General features: G+C 68.6%; 17 protein-coding genes. 1 reads left to right on the forward strand and 16 read right to left on the reverse strand.

Going from position 1 to position 14632, the window contains the following annotated elements:
- Positions 1-11: 11 nt before the first annotated feature.
- On the forward strand, positions 12-959 hold the full coding sequence (locus ACFY1T_RS03190; protein WP_390786738.1) for a DUF389 domain-containing protein: 948 nt from the start codon (positions 12-14) through the stop codon (positions 957-959).
- Between the two features lie 82 nt (positions 960-1041).
- On the opposite strand, the gene glmM is transcribed toward ACFY1T_RS03190, so the two are convergent.
- The 16 genes from glmM to rplO all read right to left on the reverse strand — a co-directional run bounded on the left by glmM (position 1042) and on the right by rplO (position 14630).
- On the reverse strand, positions 1042-2400 hold the full coding sequence (gene glmM, locus ACFY1T_RS03195; RefSeq protein WP_390786739.1) for a phosphoglucosamine mutase: 1359 nt from the start codon (positions 2398-2400) through the stop codon (positions 1042-1044).
- A gap of 133 nt (positions 2401-2533) precedes the next feature.
- The gene (rpsI, locus tag ACFY1T_RS03200) at positions 2534-3049 is read right to left on the reverse strand and encodes a 30S ribosomal protein S9 (RefSeq protein ID WP_030864407.1); all 516 of its coding nucleotides are present in this window, start codon (positions 3047-3049) and stop codon (positions 2534-2536) included.
- 42 nt (positions 3050-3091) lie between these two features.
- On the reverse strand, positions 3092-3535 hold the full coding sequence (gene rplM / locus ACFY1T_RS03205) for a 50S ribosomal protein L13 (RefSeq protein WP_030864410.1): 444 nt from the start codon (positions 3533-3535) through the stop codon (positions 3092-3094).
- Between the two features lie 232 nt (positions 3536-3767).
- Entirely contained in the window at positions 3768-5051 is a 1284-nt protein-coding gene (locus ACFY1T_RS03210) for a glycosyltransferase family 87 protein (RefSeq protein ID WP_390786740.1), read from the reverse strand.
- Positions 5052-5091: 40 nt separating this feature from the next.
- Positions 5092-6711, reverse strand: coding sequence for an ABC-F family ATP-binding cassette domain-containing protein (locus tag ACFY1T_RS03215; RefSeq protein WP_390786741.1), 1620 nt, complete (start codon positions 6709-6711; stop codon positions 5092-5094).
- A 65-nt stretch (positions 6712-6776) separates the two neighbouring features.
- Positions 6777-7628, reverse strand: coding sequence for a tRNA pseudouridine(38-40) synthase TruA (gene truA, locus ACFY1T_RS03220; RefSeq protein WP_134072017.1), 852 nt, complete (start codon positions 7626-7628; stop codon positions 6777-6779).
- 112 nt (positions 7629-7740) lie between these two features.
- On the reverse strand, positions 7741-8208 hold the full coding sequence (gene rplQ / locus ACFY1T_RS03225; protein WP_030298228.1) for a 50S ribosomal protein L17: 468 nt from the start codon (positions 8206-8208) through the stop codon (positions 7741-7743).
- Between the two features lie 92 nt (positions 8209-8300).
- Entirely contained in the window at positions 8301-9323 is a 1023-nt protein-coding gene (locus ACFY1T_RS03230) for a DNA-directed RNA polymerase subunit alpha (protein ID WP_007265920.1), read from the reverse strand.
- 140 nt (positions 9324-9463) lie between these two features.
- Positions 9464-9868, reverse strand: coding sequence for a 30S ribosomal protein S11 (gene rpsK, locus ACFY1T_RS03235; protein ID WP_003956432.1), 405 nt, complete (start codon positions 9866-9868; stop codon positions 9464-9466).
- A gap of 54 nt (positions 9869-9922) precedes the next feature.
- Positions 9923-10303, reverse strand: coding sequence for a 30S ribosomal protein S13 (gene rpsM / locus ACFY1T_RS03240; RefSeq protein ID WP_007265919.1), 381 nt, complete (start codon positions 10301-10303; stop codon positions 9923-9925).
- 199 nt (positions 10304-10502) lie between these two features.
- A complete protein-coding gene (gene rpmJ / locus ACFY1T_RS03245; protein ID WP_003956441.1) occupies positions 10503-10616 on the reverse strand; it encodes a 50S ribosomal protein L36 in 114 nt (37 codons plus the stop codon).
- A 74-nt stretch (positions 10617-10690) separates the two neighbouring features.
- Complete coding sequence (gene infA, locus ACFY1T_RS03250; protein ID WP_003956442.1) at positions 10691-10912, reverse strand: translation initiation factor IF-1; 222 nt, start codon at positions 10910-10912, stop codon at positions 10691-10693.
- Between the two features lie 141 nt (positions 10913-11053).
- Entirely contained in the window at positions 11054-11905 is an 852-nt protein-coding gene (gene map, locus ACFY1T_RS03255; RefSeq protein ID WP_030864422.1) for a type I methionyl aminopeptidase, read from the reverse strand.
- Between the two features lie 120 nt (positions 11906-12025).
- Positions 12026-12673, reverse strand: coding sequence for an adenylate kinase (locus ACFY1T_RS03260; protein WP_030864425.1), 648 nt, complete (start codon positions 12671-12673; stop codon positions 12026-12028).
- The gene (gene secY / locus ACFY1T_RS03265; RefSeq protein ID WP_030864428.1) at positions 12673-13986 is read right to left on the reverse strand and encodes a preprotein translocase subunit SecY; all 1314 of its coding nucleotides are present in this window, start codon (positions 13984-13986) and stop codon (positions 12673-12675) included. Before secY ends, ACFY1T_RS03260 begins: the two co-directional genes overlap by 1 nt.
- A gap of 188 nt (positions 13987-14174) precedes the next feature.
- Positions 14175-14630, reverse strand: coding sequence for a 50S ribosomal protein L15 (rplO, locus tag ACFY1T_RS03270; RefSeq protein WP_030154704.1), 456 nt, complete (start codon positions 14628-14630; stop codon positions 14175-14177).
- Positions 14631-14632 lie beyond the last annotated feature (2 nt).

Here is a 14632-nt window from a genome sequence, read left to right on the forward strand (position 1 = left end):
AGGGTGCGGCCATGCTGCACCTGCGGTTGATCACCCCGGCCGACCGGACCAAGGCCGTGATCTCGGCCATCGAGTCGACGGTCGGCACCACCCACCTGGTCGTGCTGCCGGGCACCGCCCTCGAGCCCCGGGGCGACGTGGTGCTGTGCGACGTGGCGCGCGAGGCGGGCGACGAGCTGCTGAACGAGCTCCGGGGGCTGGGCATCGAGGAGGACGGCTCGATCGCCGTCGAGAACATCGACCTGTCGCTGTCCCGGAGGGCCGAGGCGGCCGAGGAGGAGGCACCGGGCGAGGCGGCCGACGCGGTGCTGTGGGAGCAGCTGACCGAGGCCACCCACGAGGAGTCCACCCTCACCATCACGTACGTCGCGTTCATGATCCTCGCGACGATGATCGCGGCCTGCGGCGTGGTGCTCGACAACGCCATCCTGATCGTGGGCGCGATGGCGGTCGGCCCGGAGTTCGGGCCGCTCGCCGGAGTCTGCACCGGCGTGGTGCAGCGGCGGCCGCGGCTCGCCCTGCGGTCCCTCGGCGCCCTGCTGGCCGGCTTCGCCCTGGCGATCTTCGCCACCACCGTCTTCAGCCTGGGGATGGACGCGATCGGGCAGTTCCACGCGCAGATGCTGGAGCAGCCCCGCCCGAACACCGGCTTCATCTGGCGGCCGGACCCGCTGTCCTTCGTGGTGTCACTGCTCGCCGGCGTGGCGGGCGTCCTGTCCCTGACCTCGGCCAAGTCCGGCGCGCTGGTCGGCGTGGCGATCTCCGTGACCACCGTTCCGGCCGGCGCGAACGCGGCCGTGGCCCTCAGCTACGGGGACCTCGCCCAGATGTGGGGCTCGGCGGAGCAGCTTCTGATCAACCTGTGCGGCATCATGCTGGCCGGCGTACTGACCCTGTACGGGCAGAAGGCGCTGTGGCGGACCCAGCGCGGCCGCTGGGCCCGCAGGCCGCAGAGCTGAGCGGACCGGCCCCGAACGCCGCCGGCCCCGTCCTGCGGAGGGAGCCGCGGGACGGGGCCGACGTACGGGAACCGGGGCCGCTCTAGCCGAGCGCCGACTTCACGGCGTCCGCCAGCCGGCCGGCGACGGCGCGGGCCTGCTCGATGTCGGCGGCCTCGACCATCACCCGCACGAGCGGCTCGGTACCGGACGGACGGAGCAGTACGCGCCCGGTGGTGCCCAGCTCCCGCTCGGCGTCGGCGACGGCCGCGGCCAGCTCGCCGGAGGTCGCCACCCGGGACTTGTCCACGTCGGGAACGTTGATCAGCACCTGCGGCAGCCGCCGCATGACGCCCGCGAGCTCGGCGAGCGAGCGGCCCGTGGCCGCGACGCGCGCCGCCAGCAGCAGGCCGGTGAGCGTGCCGTCGCCGGTCGTGGCGTGGTCGAGGATGATCACGTGGCCCGACTGCTCGCCGCCGAGCGCGTAGCCGTGCTCCTTCATCGACTCCAGCACGTAGCGGTCGCCGACACCGGTCTGCACGACCTCGATGCCCTCGCCCTCCATGGCCAGCTTGAAGCCGAGGTTGGACATCACGGTGCCGACGACGGTGTTGCCGCGCAGCCGGCCGGCCTCGCGCATGGCCAGGGCCAGCACCGCGAGGATCTGGTCGCCGTCGATCTCGGCGCCGGTGGCGTCGACCGCGAGGCAGCGGTCCGCGTCGCCGTCGTGCGCGATGCCGAAGTCGGCGGCGTGCTCGACCACGGCCTGCTTGAGGAGCTCCAGGTGGGTGGAGCCGCAGCCGTCGTTGATGTTGAGGCCGTCCGGCTCGGCGCCGATGGTGACGATCTCGGCTCCCGCCCGGGTGAAGGCCTCGGGCGAGACGCGGGCGGCCGCGCCGTGCGCCTCGTCCAGGACGATCTTGAGTCCTTCGAGGCGGTTCGGGAGGACCCCGATGAGGTGGGCGACGTACTTGTCGAACCCCTCGTCGTAGTCGGAGACGCGGCCGACGCCGGCGCCGGTGGGCCGGTCCCAGGGGGCGCCCGTGCGGTGCTCCTCGTAGACGGCCTCGATGCGGTCCTCGAGCTCGTCGGCGAGCTTGTGGCCGCCGCGGGCGAAGAACTTGATGCCGTTGTCGGGCATCGCGTTGTGGCTGGCGGAGAGCATCACGCCGAGGTCGGCACCCAGCGCACCGGTGAGATACGCCACCGCCGGGGTGGGCAGCACACCGACGCGCAGGACGTCCACGCCCGCGCTCGCGAGGCCTGCGACGACCGCCGCCTCCAGGAATTCGCCGGAGGCGCGCGGGTCGCGGCCGACGACCGCGGTCGCGCGGTGGCCCGCGAAGGTGCCCGCCTCGGCGAGTACGTGGGCAGCTGCCACGGAGAGGCCGAGCGCGAGCTCAGCCGTCAGATCCGCGTTGGCGACGCCGCGTACACCGTCCGTCCCGAAGAGTTGTCCCACTGTTGTCCTCCCGAGTTCACACTTCGTTTGTGACCGCTTGTGACATGTATTTGCCGCTTGTGGCGGTAAACGAACCGCCCCGGCAGCACGGAGAGTGCTGCCGGGGCGGTTGTTGCTGAACAGCAGGCGCAGATTAACGCTTGCTGTACTGCGGAGCCTTACGGGCCTTCTTGAGACCGGCCTTCTTGCGCTCGACCGCACGGTCGTCGCGGGAAAGGAAGCCGGCCTTCTTCAGCGCCGGGCGGTTGTTGTCGACGTCCGCCTCGTTCAGGGCGCGCGCCACACCGAGGCGCAGGGCGCCGGCCTGGCCGGAGACGCCGCCACCCGAGATGCGGGCGATGATGTCGTAGCGGTTGTCCAGCTCGAGGAGCTTGAACGGCTCGTTGACTTCCTGCTGGTGCACCTTGTTGGGGAAGTAGTCCTCAAGGGTGCGACCGTTGATCTTCCACTTGCCGGTGCCCGGAACGATCCGGACGCGGGCGATGGCGTTCTTGCGACGGCCCAGGCCGGCGGCCGGCTGGGGGTCGCCGAAGCGGCCGGCAAGGGACTCGGAGGTGTAGTCGCCCTCGACGACGACCTCAGACTCGGTGGTGTACTCCTCGACGCCCTCGAACTCTTCGACGGGGGTCTCGGCGGTGGTCTCGGCCACGATGCTCCTCAGAATTTTCTACGTCTTAGGGGGTGGCCGGAACTACTGCGCGACCTGGGTGATCTCGAACGGCACCGGCTGCTGGGCAGCGTGCGGGTGCTGGTCGCCCGAGTAGACCTTCAGCTTCGAGAGCATCTGACGGCCCAGGGTGTTCTTGGGGAGCATGCCCTTGATGGCCTTCTCGACGGCCTTCTCCGGGTTGTTCGCCAGGAGGTCGTCGTAGCGCACGGAACGCAGACCGCCCGGGAAACCGGAGTGGCGGTACGCCATCTTCTGGGTCGCCTTGTTGCCGGACAGGTGAACCTTGTCGGCGTTGATGATGACGACGAAGTCGCCCATGTCCATGTGAGGCGCATAGGTCGGCTTGTGCTTGCCCCGCAGGAGGGCAGCGGCCTGGGTCGCCAGACGGCCGAGGACAACGTCCTGGGCGTCGATGACGAGCCACTGGCGCGAGATGTCGCCGGGCTTGGGGCTGAACGTACGCACGCGTATGCCTTCGCTTCTTCAGTGGTGGTATCCCAAGGGCGCAAGCCCCCACGGGAAGGTCCTGACAGGGTCACCACGGACGATCACGACAGCCCTCGTTCACGCCGGGGACGCATCCCGTGTGAACCGCTGGTCATCGGTCCGGTGGACCGGCGCAAGGCCCTTTCACGTGAGAATGAGAAAGCCAATACGCATAACAAACCAGCAGGATACCCAAGCAGACCCGTACGGGTCAAAACGCGGTCCGCGATGCCGATTCTGCTGGCGTCGCGGCGCACTCCGGTTCGGTCCTGGGTGGGGACCCCGCAGTTGTTACTTGCCCAAGAGTAACCCGACCGGAGCGCAGCGCACGACGCACCAGCAGGATCGCGAGCCCGCACAGGGTGGCGCAGTCCTTGAACGCGCGCCGCTTGTGGGCCAGCTCGGAGGGCCACGGGACCAGTGCCACCTGGGGCGTCAGGGCCAGCCAGAACCAGGGCGAGCGGGGCATCGACCCCGGCCTCACCGCCGAGGCCAGCAGCAGCGGGAGCACCACCAGCAGGTAGTGGTCGAAGGACGGACGCGAGACCAGGAATGCGGTGAGCATCACCATGCAGGCCGTCTCGACGAGCCGCAGCTCCCCCGCGTCCGTCTCGTCCCCCGTGCGCCGCCACCGCGTCCAGGCGGCCCACAGCCCCGCCCCGGCCCCCGCGAAGGCCACCAGCACCGCCACCGGCTCCGGCACCCCCAGCCGGGGCAGCACCGCTATGGGCGAGGCGTCCCAGGGCAGCGCGTACGCGTCCTGCCCCTGGAGCAGGAACGGCAGGGTCTTGGTGAAGAACAGCGTCGGGCTCGGCATCATCAGCGCCCCGAGCAGCGACACCCCGAGCGGCACCAGCACGGCCACCGCGAGCCCGCGCCACTGCCGCGCCAGTACGAAGACCAGCCCGATCGGCACCAGCATGGGCTTGCAGGCGATGGCCAGCCCCACCACCAGCCCGGCCGCAGCCCAGGACCGCCGGTGCGCGAGGAGCAGCGCGACCGGCAGCGCGGCCGCCGAGATCGCCGTCCAGTTGCCGATCAGCACGAGGTTCACGTACGGCTTGTAGGCCAGGGCCAGCACCGGGAACCCGACGACCGCGAAGCGCGAGCGCAGCGGCACCGAGAAGATCCGCAGCGCGGCCAGCCACCCGGTGCCCAGCAGCCCCGACATCGCCACCGGCAGGCTCCAGCGCAGCACCGGCGTCGGCAGCAGCGCCTCGGGAACGGCCATCAGGACCGCGCTCGGCAGGTACAGGAAGCGCTTGTCCTCGTACGGCGACCCGCCGGCCAGCAGCGTCTGCGCCGCCTTGACCACGAACGCGTTGTCGGAGCCCCAGTTCTCCCGCAGGCTCGTGGAGACGCAGACCCCCAGCACCACCGCGAGGGAGAGGAGCTGCCAGGGCCGGGACGCGGGGCGCAGCAGCCAGTCGAGCAGCCGGTTGCCGGGGCCGCCGTTCTCCCGCTTCACGAGCCAGATGCCAGGCCGCAGGCCCACGACGCCTCCCCCTCACTCCCGCCGGGGGGCCGGTCTCCCCCTAGCGCTTCCGCTCGACCCTACGTTCGTCCCAAACGGGTTCCTGAGTCTCTCGCACAACACCGTCGGAACCGAAGACCAGGAAACGGTCAAATGTCCGAGCGAACCACCGGTCGTGCGTGACGCACAGCACAGTGCCCTCGTACGACTCCAGACCGTCCTGGAGGGCTTCCGCGGACTCCAGGTCCAGGTTGTCGGTCGGCTCGTCCAGGAGCAGCGCCGTGGTGCCCGCCAGCTCCAGCAGCAGGATCTGGAAACGCGCCTGCTGGCCGCCCGACAGCCGCTCGAAGGGCTGCTCCCCCTGGCGCTCCAGCTCGTACCGGCGCAGGACGGCCATGGCGGGGCCGAGCGGCTTCGCGGCCTCCGTCCACAGGATGTCGACGAGCGAGCGGCCGAAGAGCTCGGGGTGCGCGTGCGTCTGCGCGAAGTGACCGGGGACCACCCGGGCGCCCAGCTTGAACCCGCCCGTGTGCTTGACGTCCTCGCCGGCCAGCAGCCGCAGGAAGTGCGACTTCCCGGAGCCGTTCGAGCCCAGCACGGCGACCCGCTCCCCGTAGAAGACCTCCAGCGAGAACGGCTTCATCAGGCCCGTGAGTTCGAGGTTCTCCACGGTCAGCGCGCGCACGCCGGTCCGCCCGCCCTTCAGACGCATCTTGATGTCCTGCTCGCGCGGCGGCTCCGGCGGCGGACCGGCCTCCTCGAACTTCTGGAAGCGCGTCTGCATCGCCCGGTAGCGCGAGGCCATGTCGGGGCTGCTCGCCGCCTGGTTGCGCAGCCGCAGCACGAGCGCCTTCAGGCGTGCGTGTTCCTCGTCCCAGCGCCGCTTGAGCTCCTCGAAGCGCGCGAAGCGCTCCTTGCGGGCGTCGTGGTAGGTGTCGAAGCCCGAGCCGTGCACCCACACGTCCGTGCCCGTGGGGCTCGGCTCCAGGCTGATGATCTTCTCGGCGGCCCGGGACAGCAGCTCCCGGTCGTGCGATACGAACAGCACGGTCTTGCGGGTGGCCTTGAGCTGCTCCTCCAGCCACCGCTTGCCCGGGACGTCCAGGTAGTTGTCCGGCTCGTCGAGCAGCAGCACCTCGTCCGGCCCGCGCAGCAGCGCCTCCAGCACGAGCCGCTTCTGCTCACCGCCCGACAGCGTGCGCACCTCGCGGAACTGCGCGGCGTCGTACGGGATGGCCAGCGCGGCCATGGTGCAGACGTCCCACAGGGTCTCGGCCTCGTAGCCCTGCACGTCGGCCCAGTCGCTGAGCGCCTGCGCGTACGCCATCTGGGCGGACTCGTCGTCCACCGTCATGATCAGGTGCTCGGCGTGGTCGACGGCCTTCGCGGCCTCGCGGATCCGGGGCTGGGCCACCGAGACCAGCAGGTCCCGTACGGTCGTCTCGTCCCGTACGGAGCCCACGAACTGAGACATCACGCCGAGGCCGCCGCTGACGGTGGTCCCGCCGCCGTGCGGCTGGAGGTCGCCGGAGATCAGCTTCAGCAGGGTGGACTTGCCGGCGCCGTTCGCCCCGACGAGGGCGACGACCGACCCCTCCCCCACGCGGAAGGAGACGTCGGGGAGCAGGACCCGCCCGTCGGGAAGGTAGTACTCCAGGTGGCTGGCTTCGAGATGTCCCATGCGGGGCATTGTCCAGGCCCGGCGCCGATACGCCCAAACGGATTCGGGCGGCGGTCGCCCGCCGGTCAGCAGCAGCCGGCGCCGGGGAGGGTGCGCATGTTGCGGGCCTCCTTGCTGCGGGCGGCGAGCAGCTCGTCCGCGGGGTAGCCGACCTCCTCCAGGGTGAGCCCGTGCGGCTTCACCACGTGCACCGAGGAGTCCCGTACGGCGGCCCGCAGGACCTTCCCCGGCCAGTCGGTCGGCCGGTGCCCGTCCCCGACGTGCAGCAGGGCGCCGACCAGCGAGCGGACCATGTTGTGGCAGAAGGCGTCGGCGCGGACCGTCGCGGTGACGATCCCGTCCTCGGCGCGCTCCCAGCTGAGCTGCTGGAGGGTGCGGATGGTCGTGGCGCCCTCGCGCTTCTTGCAGTACGCGGCGAAGTCGTGCTCGCCGAGGAGCGCGGCGGCGGCCTCGTTCATGGCGTCCACGTCGAGCGGCCACTGGTGCCACAGCACGTGCCCGCGGCGCAGCGGGTCCACGCCGCCCTGGTGGTCGCCGACGCGGTAGGCGTAGCGGCGCCAGACGGCGGAGAACCGGGCGTTGAAGCCCTCGGGTGCCTCGGCGGCCTTCCACACCCGTACGTCGTGCGGCAGCCGGCCCGCGAGGCGGCGCAGCAGCTTGTCGTGGTGCTCGGCCCACACCTCGTCGCGTACGTCGAACTGCGCGACCTGCCCGCGCGCGTGCACGCCCGCGTCGGTCCGCCCGGCCACGGTCAGCTCGACCGGGTCCGGCAGCCGCATCACGGTCTGCAGGGCCGACTCCAGCTCGCCCTGGACGGTGCGCAGCACGCGCTGCTTCGCCCAGCCGGAGAAGTCCTTCCCGTCGTACGACAGGTCCAGCCGTACCCGGACGTGCCCGGGCTCCACCTCGTCACTCACGCGACAGATCCTCTCAGAAGCTCAAGAACGTCGGAAAACGCAGAACGGGCCCGCCCCGGGAAGGGGCGGGCCCGTTCAGAGCCGATCAAGCAAGCTCGATCCCGGAGCGGGATCAGGCCTCCTTGGTCTCCTCGGCGGCGGGAGCCTCGGCCACGGCCTCGGCGTCCTTCGCGGCGCGCTTGGTGGCGGCCTCGGCCTCACCAGTGGCCTGCTGGGCGACCGTGAGGGCCTCGACCAGCTCGATCACGGCCATCGGGGCGTTGTCGCCACGACGGTTGCCGATCTTGGTGATGCGCGTGTAACCACCGGGGCGGTTCTCGTAGCGCGGGGCGATCTCGGTGAACAGCGTGTGCACGATGCTCTTGTCCGTGATCGTCTGCAGCACCAGGCGACGGTTGTGGATGTCGCCCTTCTTGGCCTTGGTGACCAGACGCTCGGCGTAGGGACGCAGGCGGCGGGCCTTGGCCTCGGTGGTGGTGATGCGGCCGTGCTCGAAGAGCGCCTTCGCGAGGTTCGCGAGAAGGTGCTTCTCGTGCGCGGCGGAGCCGCCCAGACGGGCACCCTTTGCGGGACGCGGCATGGTGTTACTCCTTCATTTCTGCACCGGCCGTGTCAGGTACCGGTGTCAGTTCCCCCGCGGCGGCTGCCGCGGGAAAGTTCAACGGGTGCTGCTCAGTACTGCTCGGTCTCCACGAAACCGGCGTCCGCGTCGTCGTCGGCGCCGAAGGCGTCGGCGGCGGCGGTCGGGTCGAATCCGGGCGGGCTGTCCTTGAGGGCCAGGCCCATGCCGGCCAGCTTCGCCTTGACCTCGTCGATCGACTTCGCACCGAAGTTGCGGATGTCGAGCAGGTCGGCCTCGGAGCGGGCGACGAGCTCACCCACGGAGTGGATGCCCTCGCGCTTGAGGCAGTTGTACGACCGGACGGTGAGCTCGAGCTCCTCGATCGGCAGCGCCAGGTCGGCGGCCAGGGCGGCGTCCGTCGGGGACGGGCCCATGTCGATGCCCTCGGCGTCGATGTTGAGCTCGCGCGCCAGACCGAACAGCTCGACCAGGGTCTTGCCGGCGGACGCCATGGCGTCGCGCGGGCGCATGGCCTGCTTGGTCTCGACGTCGACGATGAGCTTGTCGAAGTCGGTGCGCTGCTCGACTCGGGTCGCCTCGACCTTGTAGGTGACCTTGAGGACCGGGCTGTAGATGGAGTCGACCGGGATGCGGCCGATCTCCTGGCCCAGCTGCTTGTTCTGGACGGCGGAGACGTAGCCGCGACCGCGCTCGACGGTCAGCTCCATCTCCAGCTTGCCCTTGCCGTTGAGCGTGGCGAGGACGAGGTCCGGGTTGTGCACCTCGACACCGGCCGGGGGCGCGATGTCGGCAGCGGTGACCAGGCCGGGACCCTGCTTGCGCAGGTACATCACGACCGGCTCGTCGTGCTCCGAGGAGACGACCAGCTGCTTGATGTTGAGGATGATGTCGGTGACGTCTTCCTTGACACCGGGCACGGTGGTGAACTCGTGCAGGACGCCGTCCACGCGGATGCTGGTGACAGCGGCACCCGGGATCGAGGACAGGAGCGTGCGGCGCAGCGAGTTGCCGAGGGTGTAGCCGAAGCCCGGCTCGAGCGGCTCGATCACGAACCGCGAGCGGTACTCGTCGACGACCTCTTCGGTCAGCGAAGGACGCTGAGCGATAAGCATGTGTGTTCCTTCAGTCGTGGACGCCCACTATTTGACGCCCGACGGGTAAAGCCAGGTACTGCAAGGGTACGGGCGGCACGTCCCCCCGAAGGGGTTCGTACCGCCCGGACACTCAAAGACGCACAGGTGCGTCCGCTGCGTCAGACGCGGCGGCGCTTCGGCGGGCGGCAGCCGTTGTGCGGGGTGGGGGTGACGTCCTGGATCGAGCCGACCTCGAGGCCGGTGGCCTGGAGGGAGCGGATCGCGGTCTCGCGGCCGGAGCCCGGACCCTTGACGAAGACGTCAACCTTGCGCATGCCGTGCTCCTGCGCGCGGCGGGCGGCCGACTCGGCGGCCATCTGCGCGGCGAAGGGGGTGGACTTGCGCGAGCCCTTGAAGCCGACGTGGCCGGCGGAGGCCCAGGAGATCACGTTGCCCGAGGGGTCCGTGATCGAGACGATCGTGTTGTTGAACGTGCTCTTGATGTGGGCGTGCCCGTGAGCGACGTTCTTCTTTTCCTTGCGGCGCACCTTCTTGGCAGCGCCCTGACGACCCTTGGGGGGCATCTAAATCTCCTACGGGAGGTGGTCGGTCCTACAGCGCAAGACCGCTGAACAGGACTACTTCTTGCCCGGCTTCTTCTTACCGGCGATCGCGCGACGCGGGCCCTTGCGGGTACGCGCGTTCGTGCTGGTGCGCTGACCGTGCACCGGCAGGCCACGACGGTGGCGGATGCCCTGGTAGCACTGGATCTCGATCTTGCGGCGGATGTCGCCCTGGATCTCGCGGCGGAGGTCACCCTCGGTACGGAGGTTGGCGTCCACGTACTCGCGGATCTTGACGAGGTCCTCTTCGGCCAGGTCACGAACGCGGGTGTTCGGGTTCACGCCGGTGGAGGCGAGGATCTCCTTGGACCGGGTGCGCCCGATACCGAAGACGTAGGTGAGTGCGATCTCCACACGCTTTTCGCGCGGGATGTCAACACCGGAAACGCGTGCCATTCAATGGCTCCTGTGTGTTCGGGGGTCTTCCGCAGAACCACTCCCGACCGCCGACCACACCTGATGGGTGGTGGTACGTCCGGGTCCCCGGCCCCCGCCGGAGGTGCCGCCGGCCCCTCTCAGGGCTGGGCGGGCTCTGCGTATGTACGTTTTCTTACGTCGCGCGAAGAACTGCGGAAGGCAGGTCGGTCGGCGTGCGTCAGCCCTGGCGCTGCTTGTGGCGCAGGTTGTCGCAGATGACCATGACCCGACCGTGACGGCGGATCACCTTGCACTTGTCGCAGATCTTCTTGACGCTCGGCTTGACCTTCATGTTGGTGAGGTTCTCCGGGTCAGTGCCACCACCCGCGCCGGGACGAGATGTCCGGGCCGGAGTGAAGACAAGATCTACTTGTATCGGTAGACGATCCGGCCACGCGTCAGGTCGTACGGAGACAGCTCCACAACGACCCGGTCATCCGGGAGGATGCGGATGTAGTGCATACGCATCTTGCCGCTGATGTGCGCGAGGACCTTGTGACCGTTCTGCAGTTCCACCTTGAACATCGCGTTCGGGAGGGACTCGATCACGGTGCCCTCGATTTCGATGGCACCTTGCTTCTTGGCCACGCTTCGCCCTTCGAATCGGCTACCTTGATCAGCTCCCTGCCTTCGCATGAGGACATGCGGGTGCAAAGGAGCCGACGAGTCAGTCTACGTCAGGGCACCCAGAAAGACGAATCCGGAAAGTTTGCCCTACAGCGTAGATCATTAACCAAGCGGATCCGGCGCAGTGGTCACGCCGTACTCCGCCAGCTTCGCCTTGCCGCAGTCCGGGCTCGTCAGGACGATGGGCCCGGCCTCGGTCAGGGCGATGGAGTGCTCCCAGTGCGAGGACCAGGTGCCGTCCGTCGTGATGACCGTCCAGTCGTCCGCCAGGACCTCCGTCTGCGGGGTGCCCAGGGAGACCATGGGCTCGATCGCCAGGCAGACGCCCGGGACCAGCTTGATGCCCTTGCCGCGCTTGCGCGAGACGTAGTTCAGCAGGTGCGGGTCCATGTGCATCTCGGAGCCGATGCCGTGGCCGCCGTAGTCCTCGATGATCCCGTACCGGCCGAGGCTGTGGTCGCCGGTCGCGGGCCGCGGCTGGCGCTTGATGTAGCCCTCGATCGCCTTGGAGATGTCCACGAGGCGGTTGCCGAGCTTCATCGCGGCGATGCCCGCCCACATCGACTCCTCGGTCACCCGGGAGAGCTCCACGAGCTCCGGAGCGTGACCCGTGCCGACGAACGCCGTGTACGCCGCGTCGCCGTGCCAGCCGTCGATGATCGCGCCGGCGTCGATCGAGATGATGTCCCCGTCCTTGAGGACGGTCTTGTCGTCCGGGATGCCGTGGACGACGACCTCGTTCACGGACGTGCAGATCGTCGCGGGGAAGCCGCCGTAGCCGAGGAAGTTCGACTTGGCCCCGGCGTCGGCGATGACCTTGCGGGCCACCATGTCCAGATCCCGCGTCGTGGCGCCCGGCACGGCCGCCTCACGGGTCGCCGCGTGGATCGCGGCGACGACCAGCCCTGCCTCGCGCATCTTCGCGATCTGCTCGGGGGTCTTGATCTGGACCATGGGTAGTGCCTTCCACCTTCGGACTTCGGATCTGCGTTCATTCCGGCGTGCCGGTCGTCTCAACAGTAAGGCCGCGGGGTCCTGGGGACACCGCGGCCTTACTGCTCATCACGAGGATCGCTACTTCTTGAGCGCGTCCATCGCACGCTGCGTGACGTCCGCGACCTCACCGAGGGCGGGGATCGTCACCAGCAGGCCCTGGGCCTTGTAGTAGTCGATGATCGGCTCGGTCTGCGTGTGGTAGACCTCGAGCCGGTTGCGGACCGTGGCCTCGGAGTCGTCGTCACGCTGGTACAGCTCGCCGCCGCAGGTGTCGCAGACGCCGTCGGCCTTCGGGGCCGCGTACACGACGTGGAAGACGTGCGCGGAGTCGTTCCGGCAGATCCGGCGGCCGGCGATGCGCTTGACGACCTCGTCCTCCTCGACCTCCAGGTCGAGGACGGCGTCCAGCTTCATGCTCGCGGCCTGCAGCATCTCGTCCAGCGCCTCCGCCTGGGAGACGTTGCGCGGGAAGCCGTCCAGCAGGAAGCCGTTCACGGCGTCCGGCTGTTCCATCCGGTCCTTGGCCATGCCGATGGTGATCTCGTCGGGGACGAGGTCACCGGCGTCCATGAACGCCTTCGCGCGCTGGCCCAGCTCGGTGTTCTGGCTGATGTTGGCGCGGAAGAGGTCGCCCGTGGAGATGTGCGGGATCGACAGGTTCTTCGCAAGGAACGCGGCCTGCGTTCCCTTGCCCGCACCGGGCGGTCCGACGAGGACGATTCGCATCAGCGGAGGAACCCTTCGTAATTGCGCTGCTGGAGCTGGCTCTCGATCTGCTTCACGGTTTCCAGACCCACACCCACGATGATGAGGATGCTCGTCCCGCCGAACGGGAAGTTCTGGTTCGCTCCGAAGCCGGCCAACGCCATCGTCGGCACAAGAGCGATGAGACCCAGGTACAGCGACCCCGGCCAGGTGATCCGGTTGAGCACGTAGCTCAGGTACTCGGCGGTGGGTCGACCGGCACGGATACCCGGGATGAACCCACCATACTTCTTCATGTTGTCTGCAACTTCCTCGGGGTTGAAAGAAATCGCCACGTAGAAGAACGCGAAGAAGACGATCAGGAGGAAGTAGGCCGCGATGTAGTACGGGTGGTCGCCCTTGACGAAGTGCTTCTGGATCCAGACGGCCCAGCCGGCGGTCGAACCGCTGAACTGCACGATCAGCGCCGGGATGTACAGCAGCGACGAGGCGAAGATGACCGGGATGACACCGGCCTGGTTCACCTTGAGCGGGATGTACGTCGAGGTGCCCCCGTACGCGCGGCGGCCGATCATGCGCTTGGCGTACTGGACCGGAATCCGACGCTGCGCCTGCTCCACGAAGACGACGAGCGCGACCATGGCCAGGCCGACGAGGATGACCACGCCGAACTCGACCCAGCCGTCAGCGATCTTGCCCTGGAGCTTGATCTGCCACAGGGCGCCGATGAAGCCGGCGGCGATCGAGATGAACATCAGGATCGACATGCCGTTGCCGATGCCGCGGTCGGTCACGAGCTCACCGAGCCACATGACGACGCAGGTACCGGCGGTCATCGTGATGACCATGACGATGGTGGTGAAGATCGACCGGTTCGGGACGATCTGGCTGGCGACCTGGCAGCCCTGGAACAGGGCACCAGTGCGGGCGGTGGCGACGAGGCCGGTGCCCTGCAGGATCGCGAGTGCGACCGTCAGATAGCGCGTGTACTGAGTGATCTTCGCGGTGCCGGACTGACCCTCTTTTTTGAGGTTCTCCAGCTTCGGGATGACCACGGTCAGCAGCTGCAGGATGATGCTCGCCGTGATGTACGGCATGATGCCGAGCGCGAAGATCGTGATCTGCAGCAGCGCACCGCCGCTGAACATGTTGACGAGACCGAAGAGGCTGTTGCTGCTCCCGGCCTGGTCCACACAGATCTGAACGTTCTTGTAGCTCACGCCGGGTACCGGGATGTGGGACCCGAGCCGGAACAGCACGATGATGCCGAGCGTGAAGAGCAGCTTCTTGCGCAGGTCGGGCGTCTTGAACGCCCGGGCGAACGCGGTGAGCACGGTGCCTCCTGCGACCCCCGCGCTACTGCGTCAGAGGTGACGGTCTGAGGGATCGACGAATACGTACAAGCAAAGGTGCAGGCCACCTTACCGGCGACTGCGCCCCCCGTGGAACGACCAACCGGGGATGCCCCATATGTGAGGCATCCCCGGTCGGGTTTTACTCGCTATTTGTCACAAAGGTCGTCTTAGACGAGCTCGGTGACGGTGCCGCCGGCAGCGGCAATCTTCTCCTTGGCGGAGGCGGAAACGGCGTCAACCGAAACCGTCAGCGCCACGGAGATCTCGCCCTGGCCCAGGACCTTGACGAGGCTGTTCTTGCGCACCGCGCCCTTGGCGACCAGGTCGGCCACCGTGACCTCTCCACCCTCGGGGTAGAGAGCGCCGAGCTTGTCCAGGTTGACAACCTGGAACTCGGTGCGGAACGGGTTCTTGAAGCCCTTGAGCTTCGGCAGACGCATGTGGAGGGGCATCTGCCCACCCTCGAAGCGCTGCGGGATCTGGTAACGGGCCTTCTGGCCCTTCGTACCACGACCGGCCGTCTTACCCTTCGACGCCTCACCACGACCGACACGGGTCTTCGCGGTCTTGGCGCCGGGGGCGGGACGGAGGTTGTGGGCCTTCAGCGGGCTGTTCTCAGCCATGA

The sequence above is a fragment of the Streptomyces sp. NPDC001194 genome, assembly GCF_042896985.1.
Classification (GTDB): domain Bacteria; phylum Actinomycetota; class Actinomycetes; order Streptomycetales; family Streptomycetaceae; genus Streptomyces.

Excerpts from the sequence above, each read along its gene's own strand:
- ACFY1T_RS03190 (WP_390786738.1), top strand. The coding sequence starts at position 12 with ATGCTGCACCTGCGGTTGATCACCCCGGCCGACCGGACCAAGGCCGTG.
- ACFY1T_RS03215 (WP_390786741.1), bottom strand. The coding sequence starts at position 6,711 with ATGGGACATCTCGAAGCCAGCCACCTGGAGTACTACCTTCCCGACGGG.
- rplQ (WP_030298228.1), bottom strand. The coding sequence starts at position 8,208 with ATGCCGCGTCCCGCAAAGGGTGCCCGTCTGGGCGGCTCCGCCGCGCAC.
- ACFY1T_RS03230 (WP_007265920.1), bottom strand. The coding sequence starts at position 9,323 with ATGCTTATCGCTCAGCGTCCTTCGCTGACCGAAGAGGTCGTCGACGAG.
- rpsK (WP_003956432.1), bottom strand. The coding sequence starts at position 9,868 with ATGCCCCCCAAGGGTCGTCAGGGCGCTGCCAAGAAGGTGCGCCGCAAG.
- rpsM (WP_007265919.1), bottom strand. The coding sequence starts at position 10,303 with ATGGCACGCGTTTCCGGTGTTGACATCCCGCGCGAAAAGCGTGTGGAG.
- rpmJ (WP_003956441.1), bottom strand. The coding sequence starts at position 10,616 with ATGAAGGTCAAGCCGAGCGTCAAGAAGATCTGCGACAAGTGCAAGGTG.
- map (WP_030864422.1), bottom strand. The coding sequence starts at position 11,905 with ATGGTCCAGATCAAGACCCCCGAGCAGATCGCGAAGATGCGCGAGGCA.
- ACFY1T_RS03260 (WP_030864425.1), bottom strand. The coding sequence starts at position 12,673 with ATGCGAATCGTCCTCGTCGGACCGCCCGGTGCGGGCAAGGGAACGCAG.
- rplO (WP_030154704.1), bottom strand. The coding sequence starts at position 14,630 with ATGGCTGAGAACAGCCCGCTGAAGGCCCACAACCTCCGTCCCGCCCCC.